The 16,967-nt window shown below is 70.8% G+C and carries 10 protein-coding genes and 6 pseudogenes; 6 read left to right on the top strand and 10 right to left on the bottom strand.

The window, feature by feature from the left end:
• Window positions 1–4: 4 nt before the first annotated feature.
• Window positions 5–1,029: pseudogene (locus AUC44_RS08220) on the bottom strand (AAA family ATPase).
• Between the two features lie 194 nt (window positions 1,030–1,223).
• Between AUC44_RS08220 and AUC44_RS08215 the strand changes: the two are divergent.
• From AUC44_RS08215 to AUC44_RS08205, 3 genes and pseudogenes are all read left to right on the top strand, one after another.
• Window positions 1,224–4,456 (top strand): annotated as a pseudogene (locus AUC44_RS08215) (heterodisulfide reductase-related iron-sulfur binding cluster).
• A gap of 101 nt (window positions 4,457–4,557) precedes the next feature.
• Window positions 4,558–5,403, top strand: a complete 846-nt coding sequence (locus tag AUC44_RS08210; protein WP_062158191.1) for a DegV family protein — start codon at window positions 4,558–4,560, stop codon at window positions 5,401–5,403.
• Between the two features lies 1 nt (window position 5,404).
• On the top strand, window positions 5,405–6,586 hold the full coding sequence (locus AUC44_RS08205; protein WP_062158190.1) for a serine hydrolase: 1,182 nt from the start codon (window positions 5,405–5,407) through the stop codon (window positions 6,584–6,586).
• Window positions 6,587–6,659: 73 nt separating this feature from the next.
• On the opposite strand, the gene AUC44_RS08200 is transcribed toward AUC44_RS08205, so the two are convergent.
• The gene (locus tag AUC44_RS08200; protein WP_062158189.1) at window positions 6,660–7,658 is read right to left on the bottom strand and encodes a DHH family phosphoesterase; all 999 of its coding nucleotides are present in this window, start codon (window positions 7,656–7,658) and stop codon (window positions 6,660–6,662) included.
• An 89-nt stretch (window positions 7,659–7,747) separates the two neighbouring features.
• On the opposite strand from AUC44_RS08200, the gene AUC44_RS08195 reads away from it, so the two are divergent.
• From AUC44_RS08195 to aceA, 3 genes and pseudogenes are all read left to right on the top strand, one after another.
• Window positions 7,748–8,422: a hypothetical protein gene (locus AUC44_RS08195; protein WP_231724580.1), complete on the top strand. Its 675-nt coding sequence runs from the start codon at window positions 7,748–7,750 to the stop codon at window positions 8,420–8,422.
• A gap of 74 nt (window positions 8,423–8,496) precedes the next feature.
• Entirely contained in the window at window positions 8,497–9,108 is a 612-nt protein-coding gene (locus AUC44_RS08190) for an HAD family hydrolase (protein ID WP_062158187.1), read from the top strand.
• Between the two features lie 255 nt (window positions 9,109–9,363).
• A pseudogene (aceA, locus tag AUC44_RS08185) lies at window positions 9,364–10,679 on the top strand (isocitrate lyase).
• A 364-nt stretch (window positions 10,680–11,043) separates the two neighbouring features.
• On the opposite strand, the pseudogene AUC44_RS08180 reads toward aceA, so the two are convergent.
• The 8 genes and pseudogenes from AUC44_RS08180 to AUC44_RS08145 form a co-directional block, all read right to left on the bottom strand.
• Window positions 11,044–11,783: pseudogene (locus AUC44_RS08180) on the bottom strand (class I SAM-dependent methyltransferase).
• Window positions 11,784–11,913: 130 nt separating this feature from the next.
• A complete protein-coding gene (locus AUC44_RS08175; RefSeq protein ID WP_062158186.1) occupies window positions 11,914–12,210 on the bottom strand; it encodes a polysaccharide deacetylase family protein in 297 nt (98 codons plus the stop codon).
• Window positions 12,183–12,653, bottom strand: coding sequence for a polysaccharide deacetylase family protein (locus AUC44_RS08170; RefSeq protein WP_062158185.1), 471 nt, complete (start codon window positions 12,651–12,653; stop codon window positions 12,183–12,185). Before AUC44_RS08170 ends, AUC44_RS08175 begins: the two co-directional genes overlap by 28 nt.
• Window positions 12,650–13,770 (bottom strand): annotated as a pseudogene (locus AUC44_RS08165) (MGDG synthase family glycosyltransferase). The gene AUC44_RS08170 and the pseudogene AUC44_RS08165 overlap by 4 nt, the downstream one beginning before the upstream one ends.
• Window positions 13,767–14,896: pseudogene (locus AUC44_RS08160) on the bottom strand (LptF/LptG family permease). The pseudogenes AUC44_RS08165 and AUC44_RS08160 overlap by 4 nt, the downstream one beginning before the upstream one ends.
• 73 nt (window positions 14,897–14,969) lie before the next feature.
• Window positions 14,970–15,398, bottom strand: coding sequence for a 3-hydroxyacyl-ACP dehydratase FabZ (gene fabZ / locus AUC44_RS08155; RefSeq protein ID WP_062158184.1), 429 nt, complete (start codon window positions 15,396–15,398; stop codon window positions 14,970–14,972).
• A gap of 114 nt (window positions 15,399–15,512) precedes the next feature.
• The gene (gene mreB, locus AUC44_RS08150) at window positions 15,513–16,553 is read right to left on the bottom strand and encodes a rod shape-determining protein (RefSeq protein ID WP_062158183.1); all 1,041 of its coding nucleotides are present in this window, start codon (window positions 16,551–16,553) and stop codon (window positions 15,513–15,515) included.
• An 82-nt stretch (window positions 16,554–16,635) separates the two neighbouring features.
• On the bottom strand, window positions 16,636–16,932 hold the full coding sequence (locus AUC44_RS08145) for a hypothetical protein (RefSeq protein WP_062158182.1): 297 nt from the start codon (window positions 16,930–16,932) through the stop codon (window positions 16,636–16,638).
• Between the last annotated feature and the right edge of the window lie 35 nt (window positions 16,933–16,967).

Raw genomic sequence — 16,967 nt, 5'->3', positions numbered from 1 at the left:
CTCCTCACGCGCTTTCCGTGAGGCTCAGCGTGGTCTGCACGAGCGTCGCGAGGCGTTCGTCCCGGCCCACGAGTTCGGCGAGGTCCGCGAGCTGCCCGATGGCCTGGAATTTGCTGACGAGGGTGGCGACGTACAGCTGGAGCCATTCGGGTCCGGCGCTGTCGGCGAGCCACGTGAAGGCGTGGTACGCCTCGTCGGCGGTGCCCGCGCGCGCGGCGAGGCCCACGACGGCGGCGTAGCGGACGCTGGGTTCGTCCGGCAGGCGCAGGCCCGCGCCCCGGCCTTCGAGCACGATGCCTAGGTCGGGCAGCTGCTCGTACAGGCGCACGAACGCGCTGAATTCAGCCCCGGCGGCCTCGCCGATGGCGGGCGTGGCGTCCAGTCCGGCGCGGTGCAGGCGCGACGCCATCTCCCAGGCGCGGGGGCTGGGCCACGCGGGTTGCTGCGGGTCGAGGCGGTGCAGGAGTTCCGGGCGGAACGTCAGGAACGCGATGACGTGCTCATGGAGGCTCCGGCCCAGGGCGTACGCGCGCCAGGAGTCGAAGTCCGGGCGGACCGTCAGGTGCAGGAAGCGGTTGGCGAGGGGGGCGGGCATGTCGAACACGCTGGCGCGGTCCTCCTTGCGGTTCCCGGCGGCCCACACGAACCAGCCGTCCGGGAGTTCGTAGCTGCCCACCCGGCGGTCCAGGATGAGCTGCTGCGCCATGCCCTGCATGGTGGGTGGGGCCATGTTCACCTCGTCCAGGAACAGGATGCCGCGCCCGTCACGCGGCAGGAATTCCGGGGGGTACCAGCGGCTCACGCCCCCCCCTGCCCGTCGCTCTCGGGAACCGGCAGGCCGCGCAGGTCGGTGGGGGCCAGCTGGGAGAGGCGCACGTCCACGAAGTCCAGGCCGTGCGCGGCGGCGACCTGCGCCACGACGCTGCTCTTGCCCACGCCGGGCGGGCCCCAGATCATCGTGGCGAGTTTCAGGTCCCCGCGGACGAGGGCGTGCAGGTACGTCTGAAGTTCGGCAGCAGTCAGGCTCACGCGCTGAGGCTACCTCACCGGGGCCGCCCGGCACGGTGAGTGCGCGGCCAGTCGGGCCCGCTGCGGGTGGGGTGGGGGTATGGTGAGGGCGTTCCGCTCCGAGCCGGCCATCGCCTATACTTTGACCCAGTACAATTTTTCGCTGCGGTCTCCCGGCCCGCCCCAGACCCCATCCGCCTGAAGGAGTTGCCCCCTTGCTGCCCCTGATTCACAAACTGCTGTTCTTCCTCTTCGCCCTCCTGGCCGGTGGCCTCGGCGCGTGGGGCTTCTACCGCCTCTACCGCCGCGTCGCGCGCGGCGCCCCGCCAGCGAGGACCGCACCGGGAACCCCGTCCAGCGCGTGCTGTACGCCATCCGGGTCAGCCTCACCCAGGAGCGCACCTTCCGCCGCCGCACCACCATCAGCGTGCTGCACTCGTTCATCTTCTACGGCTTCGTGTACTACCTGCTGGTCAACGTCGTGGACGGCCTGGAAGGCTACTTGCCGTTCCACATCTACTCCAAGGACAGCCCGCTGCTCGCCGGGTACAACTTCCTGGCCGACCTGCTCAGCCTGCTCGTGCTCGTGGGCGTCATCAGCCTCGTGATCCGCCGCCTGTTCCTGCCCAGCCGGCGCGACTTCCGCTTCACCGACAAGACGCTGCTGCACCCGCTGCTCAAGGCGAACTACATCCTGCGTGACAGCCTGATCGTCTCGTCGTTCATCACCTTCCACGTGGGCAGCCGCGTGCTCGGCAACGCCGCCAAGATGGTCGAGGAAGCCCGCGTCCTCGGCAGCTACGACAGCTTCCAGCCGTTCAGCAGCGCCCTGGGCCGCCTGCTCTTCAGCGGGGCCAGCGAGCAGGCCGTCGAGGGCTGGCGCGTCTTCGGGTACTGGGGTGCGCTCGGCAGCGTCCTGGCGTTCCTGGCGTACTTCCCGTTCACGAAGCACATCCATATCTTCATGGCCCCGCTGAACTACGCGCTGAAACGCCCGGTCGGCAGCGGCGTCCTGCCCCCCATGAAGGGTCTGGAAGAGGCCATGGAGGCCGAGGAGCCCAAGCTGGGCGTCGAGAAACTCGAGGACCTGGAATGGCCGCGCCTGCTCGACGCGTACTCCTGCATCCAGTGCAACCGCTGCCAGGACGTCTGCCCGGCCAACGCCACCGGCAAGGCCCTGAGCCCCGCCGCGCTGGAGATCAACAAGCGCATGGAACTGAACGTGATCGGGTCGCACCCCAGCCCCTTCACCCTGAAACCCGCCCCCTTCGAGAGCGGCGCGAGCACGGCGCACCCCCTGCTGGAATTCGCCATCAACGAGGAAAGCGTCTGGGCCTGCACCACCTGCGGCGCCTGCATGCAGGTCTGCCCCGTGCAGGACGAGCAGATGCTCGACATCATCGACATCCGCCGCCATCAGGTCATGGTCGCCGGTGAGTTCCCCCCGCAGCTCCAGACCGCCTTCCGCGGCATGGAACGCGCCAGCAACCCCTGGGGCATCAGCCGCGACAAGCGCATGGAGTGGGCCGAGGGCCTGAAAGTCCCCACCATCGACGAGAACCCCACCCCGGACGTCATCTACTGGGTGGGCTGCGCCGCCAGCTACGACCCGGGCGCGCAGAAGGTCGCCCGCTCGTTCGTGCAGCTGCTCGACAAGGCCGGCGTGAACTACGCCGTGCTGGGCAAGAAGGAAGCCTGCACCGGCGACAGCGCCCGCCGCGCCGGGAACGAGTTCCTGTACCAGCAGCTCGCCGCCGAGAACGTTGAGACCCTGAACACCGTCGCGCCGAAACTGATCGTGGCGACCTGCCCGCACTGTATGAACGCCATCGGGCACGAGTACAAGCAGCTCGGCGGCGACTACCGCACCATCCACCACACCGAGTACCTCGAAACCCTCGTGGCCGCTGGGAAGCTCCCCATGGAACGGCTCGCGGAGAACGTCACGTACCACGACCCCTGCTACCTGGGCCGGCATAACGGCGTGTACGACGCCCCCCGCAGCCTCATCACGAAGATGGCGGGCGAGGTGCTGGACCTGGAACGCAGCCGCGAGAACTCCTTCTGCTGCGGCGCGGGCGGCGCGCAGTTCTGGAAGGAGGAGGAAGAGGGCTCGGAGCGAGTCAGCGACAACCGCTTCCGTGAACTCCAGGCCCGCCTGGACAGCGCCAAGGCCGCCAGCGACGAATTCGAGCAGACCGGCAAGGTCGTCGCGGTGGGCTGCCCCTTCTGCAAGGCGATGATGAACTCCACGCCCGAGAAGCAGAAACGCGACGACATCATCGTCAAGGACGTCGCGGAACTCATGCTCGAGAGCGTGCAGCGCGCCGACGGCACCTGGCAGCAGGCCGCCCCCACCGGCCCCGTGGAAGGCGCCACCCCGCTGGAGCAGCCCGAGGTCGTCAGCGCCCCCAATGCGCAGACGCCCATGGACCGCACGGGCGAGCGCCCCGGCGCCGGTGCCCCCACCGCTGTAGTGGGCGAGACGAGCGCCGCCGTCATCAACGCGCAGCCCGGCAGCCCCGACGCCACGCAGGGCACCCGGCCCGAAGCGCAGGCCGCGCACCCCGAGGCGGGCGCCCGCAAGAGCTGGAAACCCAGGGCGGCCGGTGCGGACGACGTGGCTCCCGCCGCACCCGCACCTGCCCCGGCTGCTGCCACGCCCGACGCTCCGGCCCGCAAGAGCTGGAAACCCAAGGGCGGCGACGACGTGGCCGGCGACGTAACTCCCGCGCCGGTCACGCCCGCCCCGGCGGCTGCGACGGCGGCGCCCGCCACCCCGGTGGCCGACGCTCCGGCCCGCAAGGCCTGGGCACCGAAGGCGAAGGTGGACGACGTGAACCCCGCCCCTGTTGCTCACACCCCCGCCGCCCAGCCGGGCGTCACGGCCGCGACCCCGGCCCCTGCGGCACCCGGCACGGACGCCCCCGCCCGTAAGGCCTGGGCACCGAAGGCGAAAGCGGAAGCGACGCCTGCCCCGGCCGCCCCCGAGCCTTCTGCGTCCGTGGCTCCCACCGAGGTGGCCTCCAGCGCCGAATCCAGTGCCGAGCCCGCTGTGCCCGTAGCCGCGCCCGCCGCAGGTGAACGGAAGAAGTGGGCGCCGAAGGGACAACCGGTCAGCGCCGCGCCCGCGACGGAGCCTGACGCCGCGCCTGCACCTCAGGCCGCCCCGCAGGCCGCGCCGGCCGTGACGCCTGAAGCGCCTGCGCCTGCCGCGCCCGCCCCGACCGGCGAGCGGAAGAAGTGGGCGCCGAAGGCCGCGCCTGTGCCGGCCCCTGCACCCGAACCGCAGGTCGCTGCTCTCCCGGGGCCGGTCGCCGCGCCCATCACGGAGCACGTGCAGCTGGAACAGGTCGGCGAGAACCTGCTGGAGGAAGGGCAGCAGGCGACCAGCGAACCCGGCGCCGGGGGCCGCAAGAAATGGCAGCCGAGGAAGAAGCCCGAATAGACCCGACGGCACGGACCGCCCCGCTGAAGTGGGGCGGTTTGTTCGTTGTGGGCGGCCTGACCCGACCGGCACCGTAGGCGATGTCACGCTAGTATCAGCCAATGACCATTGCCATCGTCACGGATTCCACGAGTGACCTGACGCCGGAACTGCTCGCGCAGATCGGCGTGACCCGCGTGCCGCTGTACGTGCTGTTCGACGGGAAGATGCACAAGGACGGCCTGGAGATCACCCCGCAGGACATCTTCGCGGGCCTGAAGGCCGGGAAGAAGACCCCCAGCACCTCGCAGCCCAGCCCGGCCGAGTTCGCCGCGGCGTACACCCAGGCCCTGCAATCGGCGGACGAGGTGCTGAGCATCCACATCAGCGGGCAGATGTCCGGCACGGTGGGCAGCGCGCGGCTGGCCGCGCAGGAATTCGGTGGGAAGGTCACGGTCGTGGACAGCCGCTCGGTGAGCATGGGCCTGGGTCTGCGCGTGCTGCGTGCCGCGGAACTGGCGCACCAGGGCCTGAGCATGAACGAGATCGTGCGGCAGCTTGAGGCGGCCGGGGCGAAGGCCGACATCCGCTTCACGGTGGACACCCTGGACTTCCTGCGCATCAACGGGCGCATCGGGGGCGCGCAGGCGCTGCTGGGCAGCCTGCTGAACATCAAACCGATCCTGATCGTCAAGGACGGGCGCGTGGAGTCCGGCGGGCGCGTGCGCGGCCACAAGAAGGCCATGGCCGACATCGTGGAGCACGTCCGCAAGTACGTGGCGCAGCACGGCAGTGCCCGCGTGGCGGTCATGTGCACCCCGGGCGGCGAGGAGTACGTTCAGGAGGTCCGCGCCGGACTGGCAGGCCTGAACTTCGAGGACATGGGAGACCACCAGATCGGCGCGGTCGTGGCGACCCACGCGGGGCCCGGCACGGTGGGCGTGACCCTGGAGCCCGTCACGGTCTGACGTGAGGCGCTTTCCCCTCCGGGCTACGTGGTGGCTGCCCGCTCTGCTGCTGGGCTGCGCCCAGCCCGCCCCGCAGCGCGAGGGACACGTGACGCTGCAACGCCAGGCGGCGCCCGGCCAGGCGCTCCCGGGCCCGGCGCAGCCCGCGCCCGATGCGTTGCGTGATGACCGGGGCTGCCTGCTGCCTGCGCCGGTCGTGCCCAAGGCCCCACCCCCGCCCCATCACCTGAGCGGGCAGCTGGGCCTGTGGGTGGCGGAGATCGATCCGGTGACGCTGCGCCCGGTGCGGGCCGTGGCGACCAACCCGGACAGCGTGTTTCCGCTGGCGAGCACGTACAAGCAGGCGGTGCTGTGGGCGCTGCTGCGCGAGGTGGATGCCGGGCGCATGCAGCCCGGCGAGCGGTTCACCGTGACCCGGCAGAACCAGTCGCTGGGCAGCTACCCCTTCGACGGGTCGGACGTGCGGGCCCTGAGCGAGCGCATGATCCACAACAGCGACAACACCGCCACCGACATCCTGCACCGCCGCGCCGGCCTGGGGGCCGTGCAGGACGTGGCGGACCGCCTCGGACTGTGCCGCACCCGCCTGATCCTGCCCACCAAGGCGTGGTGGGTCGCGCAGTCGGGCCTGTCGGCCACCTTCAACGGCAGTGGCCGCTGGACCGGCGCGCGCGGCGAGGAGCAGCGCCGGATCGCGGCGCTGATCGACCGGGACGCGCAGAAATACCGGGCGGACTACGTGCAGCGGAAGCTGAACGACTATTTCGACCACCGCCGGGACGACGCGCTGGACGCGCAGGTGTACAACCTGAGCACGCCGTACGAGTTCGGGACGCTCGTCGCGCAGGAATTCCTGCGGCCCGACCTGTCCGAGGCGTCGCGCCGCTGGCAGCGGGAGGTCATGGCCACCGGCTTCGGGAAGTCCGCGCTGACGATCACCCACCAGGGCCGCGTGCGCTACGTGGGCGCCAAGGGCGGGAACGGCTGGCAGCTGCTGACCTACAGCGGGTACGTGGAGACCACGGACGGCCGCCACCTGGTATACGTGTTCATGCAGCGCGGCGCGGATCAGAGCTACACCATGCCGAACACCCGCCGCGCGTTCGCGTGGATCAACGCGGCGTTGAAGGTCGTGCTGGACGCGCCCGCCCGGACGACGGCGCTGGGTGCCCCGGCGCGCTGACGGCCGGGGGGACGCCAGCGCGCCGCCCTGAGGGAGACACGCCTGGCCCTCAGGGCTGTTTCGCCCACCCGGCCTACGCGCCCAGGGCGTCGACCCGCGCGAGTTCCGCCGTGATTGCGGCGTCCAGCTGCGCGGCCACCTCCGGCCAGGGCTGGTTCAGGCTGGCCCCGGCGGCCGGGACGTGGCCGCCGCCGCCCAGGGCCACGGCGATGTTCTGGGCGCTCAGGCCGGCGCGGGACCGCAGTGAGAGCTTCACCCGGTCGCCGAAGTCCTTGACCATCACGGCCAGCTGCGAGCCCTCGGCGTTGCGCAGCATGCCCACGTAGTTCTCCACGTCCTCCCAGGCGGCCCCGGCGCGCGCCAGCATCGCCTCGTCCACGCGGGCGAGCACCACGCGGCCCCCGTGCAGGAATTCCAGCGTGCCCAGCACCTCGCGCAGCAGCGTGTAGTACGTCACCGGATTCTGGCCGAGCTGATCGCTGATCCAGCCCAGGCGCGCGCCGGCCTCGCGCAGCCGCGCGGCGGCGCGGAACGCCTGCGGGGTGACCGAATCGAACCGGAACGAACCGGTGTCGGTGATCAGGCCCAGCATCAGCGGCGTGGCGATCTCCTCGGTCCAGCGGGCGCCCAGCAGGTCGATCAGCTCGGCCACCATCACGGCGGCGGCCGGCTGGCCCGGGTCCACGGCCAGGGCGTCGGCGCGCCGGGCGTTCGTGCCGTGGTGATCCACGTTCACGACTGGCCCCCGGAAGGTGCTCAGGTCGGCGCCCGCCACCCGCACGTGGTCGTTGTTGTCCACGTCCAGCACGGCGGCCATGGCCCCCTCGGGCCAGCTGCTCAGGCGGTCGCTCAGCTCGCCGGGCCGGGGCACGAAGGCCAGGAAGCGCGGGACGTGCACCGGGGCGATCACCTCGCGGCCCAGCTGCCGCAGCGCCCGGGTGAGCCCCAGGACGCTGCCCAGCGCGTCGCCGTCCGGGTTCTCGTGGGACAGCACCACGATGGGGCCGGTGTGGGTCAGGAGGGCCTGGGCGACCGCCTGGAGGTCGTTGGTCTGAGAGGACGCATCGGTCATGCTCTGCACTATAGGGGCTGATCCGGTGGCCTTTCCCGGCGGCGTCACACGCGCCGCGTGTGCTGAAAATGTAAGTCGGGCACGTTATGATGGGGGGCGTGTCCCGTCGCCTCAACCTGGCTGCACTCACGGATGACGAGCTTCAGCGGCTGGTCGGCCCCGAGCGCGCCGTCAGCCTGCTGCCGGAGCTGAGTCTGGCCCGCCTCGACCGCCGCGCCCTGCCGGGCCCGCTCGTGTCCGAGACGCTCGCGCCGCAGCCGCTGGAGGACCGGGCCTGGGGCGCCACGCCGGAGCAGTCGCGCGCCATCACGTCTCTGCACGCCGACCTGCTCGCGGCGGGCGCCGCGCCGCTGGGCACCTACTACCTGCCCGGCGTCTCCGAGGTGCGCCACCTGCGCGCCTACCGGCTGGAGCCCGACAGCACCGCCGGACTGCGCTGGAGCGAGACGCCGGAAACGGCCGACACCGGCTGGCCGTTCGTGCAGGTGCTCACGTGGCTGCGTGACCGCGCTAGCGGGTTCGCGTGCGTGCTGACCAGCAGCGCCCGCCAGCCCTACGCACCCGCCCTGAGCGAGGAGATCGACATGCACCTGCACCCGGACTGCCCGGTGCCGGACCTGCTGGCCGCGCACCGCGCGCACGTCCTGCGGCACGGGCGGGGGCAGAAGCTGCAGGCGGACGCCGACTGGACGCGGCCCTGGCAGGCCATGCACGCCCTGAACGTGGCCGCGTGGGACCGCCGGGGGCTGCTGCTGCCCGAGTAACCCCGCCCGGCCCCCCGGCCCCGGTCTGCACAATGGCGCCGCAGTCCCCGCGACCCTGCGGCATGATCGGGCGGATGACGAGCGAGCAGAAACGGCACGTGGCCTTCGACTGGGGCGGCGTGTTCACGGTGGGAACCTTCGATGGCCGCAGCACCCAGAACGTGGCGGACCGCAGCGGCGTCCCGGTGGAACGCGTGCGGGACTCCTACTTCCGGCACGTCCGCCAGCTGGAGGTGGGGGCCTGGACCCTCCCGCAGTTCTGGACGGTCCTGCAGGAGGAGGCGGGGATTCCCATGCCGTACACCGATTTCGAGCCGCTGTACCTGGGCAGCATTCACGACAACGCGCCCATGTACGCCACGCTGGCCGCGCTGCCCGCCGGGGTGCGGGTGGGCCTGCTGAGCAACAACTACCCGGTCGTGAGCGACCACCTGCGCCGCGACCCGCGGTTCGCGCGGTTCCACCAGCCGGTGTTCAGCAACGAACTGGGGCACAAGAAGCCGTCCCCGGAGTCGTTCGCGGCGCTGGAGGCCGCCATGGGCGTCCCGGCGGCGCAGGTGGCGTTCGTGGACGACGTGCAGGAGAACATCGACGCGGCGAACGACGCCGGCTTCCACGGCATCCTGTACCACCACGACCACCACGCGGCGTTCGAGGCGACGCTGGCCGAGTGGCTGAACGGCTGAGCAGCCTGACCTGAGGGGGCGTCCGGTGCAGGCCGGGCGCCTCTTGTCTCGTGGCAGGAACCGGGCGGTGTACCTGAACTGGTGGTGTACTTCCACCTGTCATGGGTACACCAGTACTTTCGTGGCGGGCGGCCCGGCACAATGCCCTCACCGCAAGGCACCGCCCACACCGGGCACATCCCACCGAATCCCCAGACCTTCCACGCTCAGACCGGGCGCGGCGGATCGCCCCTCACACCCCACGGAGGCCCCACCATGACCACCAACCCCCGCACGCCCGCCGAGATCCTCGAAAAGACCTGGCAGACCGAGGAACGCTGGCAGGGCATCCGCCGCAACTACAGCGCCGACGAGGTCGTCAAGCTGCGCGGCAGCCTCCCCATCGAGCACACCCTCGCCAAGCACGGCGCGCAGAAACTGTGGCGCCAGATGAAGGAACTGCCCTTCGTGAACGCCCTGGGCGCCCTAACCGGCAACCAGGCCATGCAGCAGGTCAAGGCTGGCCTGAAGGCCATCTACCTGAGCGGCTGGCAGGTCGCCGGGGACGCCAACAACGCCGGGCAGATGTACCCCGACCAGAGCCTCTACCCCGCCTCCAGCGTGCCCGACGTCGTCAAGCGCATCAACAATACCCTGCGCCGTGCCGATCAGATCCAGACCAGCGAGGGCCGAGGCGACATCGACTACTTCGTGCCCATCGTCGCCGACGCGGAAGCCGGCTTCGGCGGTCCCCTGAACGCCTTCGAACTCATGAAGGCCATGATCGAGGCGGGCGCCGCCGGGGTGCACTTCGAGGACCAGCTCGCCAGCGAGAAGAAATGCGGACACCTGGGCGGCAAGGTGCTCGTCCCCACCAGTCAGTTCATCCGCACCCTGAACGCCGCGCGCCTCGCCGCCGACGTCAGCGGCGTCCCCACCGTCCTGATCGCCCGCACCGACGCCGACGCCGCGAACCTCCTGACGAGCGACATCGACGACAACGACAAGCCCTTCTGCACCGGCGAACGCACCCCGAAGGCTTCTACTACGTCAGGCCCGGCATCGAGCAGGCCATCAGCCGCGCCCTGGCCTACGCCCCCTACGCCGACGTCATCTGGTGCGAGACCTCCGTGCCCAACCTGGAGGACGCCCGCCGCTTCGCCCAGGCCGTCCACGCGCAGTTCCCCGGCAAGCTCCTGGCGTACAACTGCTCCCCCAGCTTCAACTGGAAGAAGAACCTCGACGACGAGACCATCGCCAAGTTCCAGGTCGAACTGGGCAAGATGGGCTACAAGTTCCAGTTCATCACCCTGGCCGGGTTCCACAGCCTGAACATGAGCATGTTCGACCTCGCCTACGGCTACGCCCGCAACCAGATGAGCGCCTTCGTGGAACTCCAGGAACGCGAATTCGCCGCCCAGGACCGCGGCTTCACCGCCGTCAAGCACCAGCGCGAAGTCGGCACCGGCTACTTCGATCTCGTCGCCCAGGCCGCCGGGGGCGGGCAGAGCAGCACCACCGCCCTGGCCGGCAGCACCGAAGCCGAGCAGTTCGGCCACAGCCACAAGGAACTCGCCGCCGCGCACGATTGACCCCCTTGCGGTGAGTCGCAGACGAACCCGACTGGAGGGAGCAACAACAGCCGGACTTCAGGAGATGGACGAGCGTCCGGCGCTCTCCCGGACGGTCGGGAATCGGATGAATCCAGATTGACCCTCCACTTCAGTCCCGCAGAGGGACTGTGCCATGACCGCCGACACCGGGAGAGCCCAGACAGGGTTCTCCCGGTCGGCGTTCACCCACCGGTCACACGGGATTAAACTGACTTACTTGAAACGTGATCTCGTTCCGTTGTCCCCTCTCCCCCTGAGGGAGAGGGAGGGAGGAGCGAAGCGACGGAAGGGTGAGGGGACCAACGGGCGACCCTGAATGACGAGGAATCACTTTCATCCTGGATTACACGGCGCGGGTGCTGAAGACCATGACCTCGCTGTGCGCGTCGAGCGGGCCGCCCTGGAACGAGCCGGTCACGCGGGGCTCTCGAAGCCCGCGAAGCGCAGCAGCCACTCGACCTCGTAGCGGGTGTAGTACCGCTGGGTGAGGGTGTAGTGGCGGCGTTTCAGGGTGCCGTCGGGCGCGGTGGTGTCCACGTGGTACTCGGTGGTGATGTGCTGGCGGGGCTTGTCATGCCGCTGCACAAGGAAGACGTCGGTGCGGCTGCCGTCGGGCGCGTGGAAGGTCTCGCCCTCGTGCCGCAGGGTGTGGGGTTTGCCGAAGCGGGGAACGAACAGGTCGAAGGTGAAGTGCCCGCCCGGTTGCAGGTGCGCGTGGATGTTCTGCACCGCCTGGAGCTGCTCGTTGGGGGTGTAGAGGTGCATCAGGGCGTTGAACGGCGCGATGACCGTGTCGAAGCGCTCGTCGAGCGTGAAGGTGCGGGCGTCGCCCTGCACGTACTTCACGGTCAGGCCGTCGCGCTGGGCGCGTTCCTGGGCGCGTTCGATCATGCGCGCGCTGGGTTCCAGACCGGTGATGTCCACGCCGCGCCGCGCGAGGAACGTGGTGACGCGGCCGGTGCCGGAGCCGATCTCCAGTACGGGCCCGCGCGCCTGTTCGCCCACGCGGGCGTAGTGGTGCAGGTCGTCGCGGTACACGTCGTACTGGTGGTCGTACAGGTCGGCAAACTCGTCGTAGTTCACGCGCCCCAGGGTACGGGATTCAGACGGACTCGCGGGGCTGCCCCGCAGAGGAGGAGCGAAGGAGCCTCCGGGCGTGGAGTGGGCCACCCGGTGCCCTGCCGGGCTGTGGACGAAACCGCCAGTACCCTTGTCAGCTGCCCCGGAGGGTGTGCCACATGTCCCGCAGCGTGCCGGGCCGCGCGCCGCGCAGGTCGCGCAGCGGGACGACCGTCAGGCCGCGCGCCCGCAGGTCGGTCAGGATGCCGGGCAGCGCCGCCGGGGTGGTGCGGGAGCCGGGTCCGGCGTCGTGCAGCACGATAATGCCGCCCGGCCGGACCTGCCGCGCCACCTCAGCCCGCACGGTGCCTGGGGTGGCGTCAGCGGCCCAGTCGCGCGCCTCGACCGTCCAGTGGACACCCGTCACTCCGGCGGCGCGCTGGCCCAGCACCGTGGTGAGGCTGTAGGCGCCGTGCGGGGGCCGCTGGAGGCGGGGCGCGTGCCGGTCAGCTCCTCCACCTCACGCGTGGCCTGTCCCGGATCACGGAAGGCGACCCAGGGCAGCAGGGTCCAGGCGTGCCGGTGCCGGTGCGCGTGCGGGAGGACCTCGTGGCCCTCGGTGAGCAGGCGGCGCAGCAGGTCCGGGTGCTGCCGTGCCAGCGCGGGCAGGATGAAGAAGGTGGCCTGGACGCCCGCCGCGCGCAGCGTGTCCAGCACGAGCGGGGTGCTGCGCGGGTCGGGCCCGTCGTCGAAGGTCAGGGCGACCTGCTGCCGCGCCGGGTCACCCCGCGTGATGACACCCAGTCCGCCGCGCTGCACGAGCAGGTACGGCAGGCCGATGTACAGGGCCGCGCCCGCCGCCAGTCCGGCTGCCCAGCGCCAGGGTCCGGTCACAGCCGGCCCAGCCGCCGCAGCAGGACCCGCGCGACCTGCTCGGCGGCGTCCGGGCGGCTGACGGCCCGGGCGGCGCAGGACATCCGGCCGCGTTCGTCGGCGTCCAGGGCGCGCAGCACCGCCGGGCGCACGTCGGCCAGGGACCGCGCCCACAGGGCTGCGCCGTGGCGTTCCAGGTAGTCGGTGTTGAATTCCTCCTGCCCGGGAATCGGGGCGTGCACGACGAGGGGCACGCCCAGCGTGGTGGCCTCCGCGACGGTCAGGCCGCCCGCCTTGCCCACCACGAGGTCCGACGCGGCGAGCAGTTCCGGGAAGTTCGTGGTGAACCCCAGGCGGTGCAGGGTCGCGCCCCCACCCGGGCCACGCCGTGCCCGTCCGCGCCCGCCAGGACGAGCACCTGCACGCGCCGGCCCAGGTTGCCCAGTTCGCGCAGCACCTGCGGCAGCGCGCGGTAACTGCCGGTCCCGCCGCCGGACATCAGGATCAGGGGCAGGTCCGGGTCCAGGCCGTGCCTGGCGCGCAGCGCGGCGCGGTCGGCGCCGATCAGGTCGCGGTACACCCGCGCGATGGGGATGCCCGTGACCTCCACCCGGTCGTCGGGGATGCGCCAGCGGGCGAGCTGCTCGCGGGCCTCCTCGTTCGGGACCATCAGCAGGTCGGCCTCGGCGCGCGCCCAGTGCTGGTGCACGCGGTAGTCGGTGATGACCAGTCCGTTCAGGAAATCGGTGCCGGTGCGGCGGCGGACGTTGTGCGCCAGCGCGACCGGGGTGGGGTAGGAACTCACGACCACCTCGGGGCGGACCTCCAGCACGTCGCGGCGCATGGCGGGGTAGCCCAGCCACCCGAAGGCCTGCGCGGTGGGCGCGCGGTCGGTGTCCGTCAGGTGGTAGAAGGCGCGGTACACGCCGGGCATGTGCCGCAGCCACAGGTCGTACGTGCCCGCCGTGATCACGCGCTCAGGGGTACTCATGTACTTCAGCAGGTCGGCGTGCCGCGCCTCCAGGGGCACGCCCAGGTCGCGCAGCGCGGCGTCCAGCGCGCCGTTCGCCTGATGGTGCCCGCTGCCGAACGACGCGGACACGATCAGGGCGCGGAGCGGCAGCTGCGGCCCGGTCACGCGCGCCTCAGCAGGGTCAGGCCCAGCGCCGCGAACACCACGTTCGCCAGCCACACCCCGCCTCCGGCAGGCCGGGCAGCAGCGGGGCCAGGGTCAGACCCAGGAAGAACAGCAGGTAGTACGCGACGGCCAGCAGCAGCGCCAGCCCCAGCGCCACGCCCAGCGTCCGCCCGTAGCGCAGCGCGAACGGCAGGGCCGCCAGGGCCAGCACCAGATTCGCGAAGGGCAGCGCCAGCTTGCGGTTCAGGGTGACGCGCGCCGCGTCCCGCTCGGCGGCCTTCACGCCCGGCGTCGTGAGCGCCGTGACGAGTTCCGGCCAGCCCTGGGCGTCGGCGCCCACCGCGTCGGCGTATTTCGCCAGGGTCTCCTGGCGGCTCAGGCCGGTGTCCACCCGCAGCGAGGCCCCGGAGCGGATGGCGGGGAAAGTCTGCGCGACCGCGCCCGGCAGCGTCAGCGGGTTCTGCGCGGCGCCGGGCAGGCGGGCGGCCGCGCCGAAGTCCGCGCGGAACACCCGGTAGTCCCGCAGGGTCAGCACGCGGTGCTCGAAGGTGGCGCGGTCCGCGAAGGTCAGTGTGCCCAGCCGGGCGTTGCCGGACTCCCAGCGTTCCAGACGCACGCCCTGCATCTCCCGTGTGGCCGGGTCGTAGCCGCGCATGAACAGGGTCAGGCCGTCCCCGAGATCCACGGTCTTCCCGCTCAGCTGCGACAGGCCCGCGCCGGTCAGCACGTCCCAGTACAGGCCGCGCGTCTCGACGTTCAACCTCGGGGCGACCCACAGGCTCAGCCACACCGAGAGCGCCGTGACGAGCAGCGCCACCACACCCGCCGGGCGGGCGACGCGGCCCAGGCTGATCCCGCCGGACTGCACCGCCACGAGTTCCCGCTCGGTGCTCATGCGGCCGAACGCCACCACGGTCATCAGCACGACCGCCATGGGCAGCACCTTCACGAGGGTGTCCGGCACCTGATAGGCGATCCACTGCCCGACCAGCGCCACGGGCACGCCCTGGAGCCACTGGCTGGAGATGAAGAAGTACCCGAAGCTGAGGATGGCCGTGAACAGCAGCGTGCCCGCCAGCAGCGGCGGCAGCAGCTCCAGCGTCACGTAGCGGGTCAGGCGACTCAATGGCACTCCGGGGCAGGCATCCGCGCCAGCGTACCCGCTGCGGCGTCCCGCGCGGGCCGATTCACGTCTTCATTCACCCTTTGGCAACCGCGAACAGGATGGTGGCCTCCGCCGCCACCTCACCGTCCACCAGCGCGCGGCAGGTGGTCTTACCCAGCCCGCGGCGCAGGAACTCCAGCTTCGCGTGCAGGTGCAGCTGATCGCCGGGGATGACCTTGCGCTTGAAGCGCGCGCCGTCCACACCCGCGAGGTACCCGATCGTGCCGGGATCCAGCTGACCGTGCAGGCAGAACATGCTGGCCTGCGCCAGCGCCTCGACGATCAGCACGCCGGGCATCACGGGTTCCTGCGGGAAGTGCCCGGGGAAGAACGGTTCGTTCACGGTCACGTTCTTCAGCGCGTGCACCTCGCCGTCCTGAATGGACAGCACGCGGTCGACCATCACGAAGGGGAAGCGGTGGGGCAGGGTCTTGAGGACGTCTTGAATCAGGATCGGATCCATGCGGGGCAACCTCCGGGGCAGGGGAGTCTGGGGATGGGGGAGACAGGCGAATGGGAGGGGCACCTGCGGGCCGCCTCCCATCGTCAACCGGGGGCCGGGCTGGCCCGGACGTGGTCAGTGACGCAGGTAGTTGTCGCTGCTGACCAGCGAGTCGCCCAGCACGGGAATCATTTCCAGCGCCATGCCGGTGCCGACCGCTACCGCTTCCACGGCGTTCTCGGCCACGGCGACGGGAATGCCGGTCGTCTGACGCAGCAGTTCGTCGAAGTTGCGCAGCAGCGAGCCGCCGCCGGTCATCACGATGCCGCGGTCGATGATGTCGCTGACCAGTTCCGGCGGGGTGATCTCCAGGACGCGCTTGACGCCCTCGACGATCTTCGTGACGGGCTCCGAGAGCGCCTCGACCACGTCCGTGGAGTCCAGGCTGATGGTCTTGGGCAGGCCGTTCACGAGGTCGCGGCCGCGCACCTCGGCGGTGAGGTTCTCGGCGTCGTCGAGCAGCATGGCCGCGCCGACCTTGACCTTGATCTCCTCGGCGGTGCGCTCCCCGATCAGCACGTTGTGCTTGCGGCGCACGTAGCGGATGATGCTCTCGTCGAACTCGTTCCCGGCGATCCGCAGCGACTCGCTGACCACGATCCCGCCCAGCGAGATCACGGCGACGTCCGTGCTGCCCCCGCCGATATCCACGACCATGCTGCCCACCGGTTCGGCGATCTTGAGGCCCGCGCCGATGGCGGCCGCCAGCGGCTCCTCGATCAGGAAGGCGCGGCGGGCGTTGCTGTGGATCGCGGCGCGCAGCACGGCGCGTTTTTCCACGTCGCTGACGTTGCTGGGCACGCCGACCATCAGCTGCGGCTTGAAGCCGAACAGGCGTCCGGCGCCGCCCTGCACCTTCTGCAGGAACATGCTGATCATCTTCTCGGTGAGGCCCTCGTCGGCAATGACGCCGTCCTTGATGGGGCGCACGGCGACGATCCCGCCCGGCGTGCGGCCGATCATGCGGTACGCTTCCTCACCCACCGCCTTGACCTGTTTGCTGTCGCGGGCCATGGCGATCACGCTGGGTTCCTGCAGCACCAGGCCGCGGCTCTTGCTGTAAATCAGGAACGTCGCCGTTCCAAGGTCAATTCCGATGTCTTCTGACAGCCTCACACTCGCCTCCGGTACAAAACTCCCCAATCGTAGCACGCAGCATGAGGAGCACGTAAAAAAATGCTCATGATTTAGGCGTCGCTCAGCGCGGTTTGACGAAGGCGGCCAGGGCCGCCACGAGGCTCGTGAGCAGCATCAGCGTGAACGCCTGCGCGATCCCGCTGAGGCCCCCCAGTCCGGCCGAGGTGGTGAGCGTGGCGGCCACCACGCCCAGTGAACGCAGCCACAGCGGCCCGTTCGAGGCGAGGGAGGAGAACAGGCCCAGCGAGAGCAGCGCCAGGGCGGCGGTCGCCAGCAGCAGCAGGGCGCACAGCAGCAGCAGCAGGACCCGCGGCCAGGAGGGCGCGCGGGCAACCGGAGGAGCAGACGGCACGGACATCCGCTGAATTGTAAGTGCGTCCCGCGCCGCTGCGG

This window comes from Deinococcus actinosclerus (genome assembly GCF_001507665.1).
GTDB lineage: Bacteria > Deinococcota > Deinococci > Deinococcales > Deinococcaceae > Deinococcus > Deinococcus actinosclerus.
This window is presented reverse-complemented; position numbering and strand designations above follow the sequence as displayed.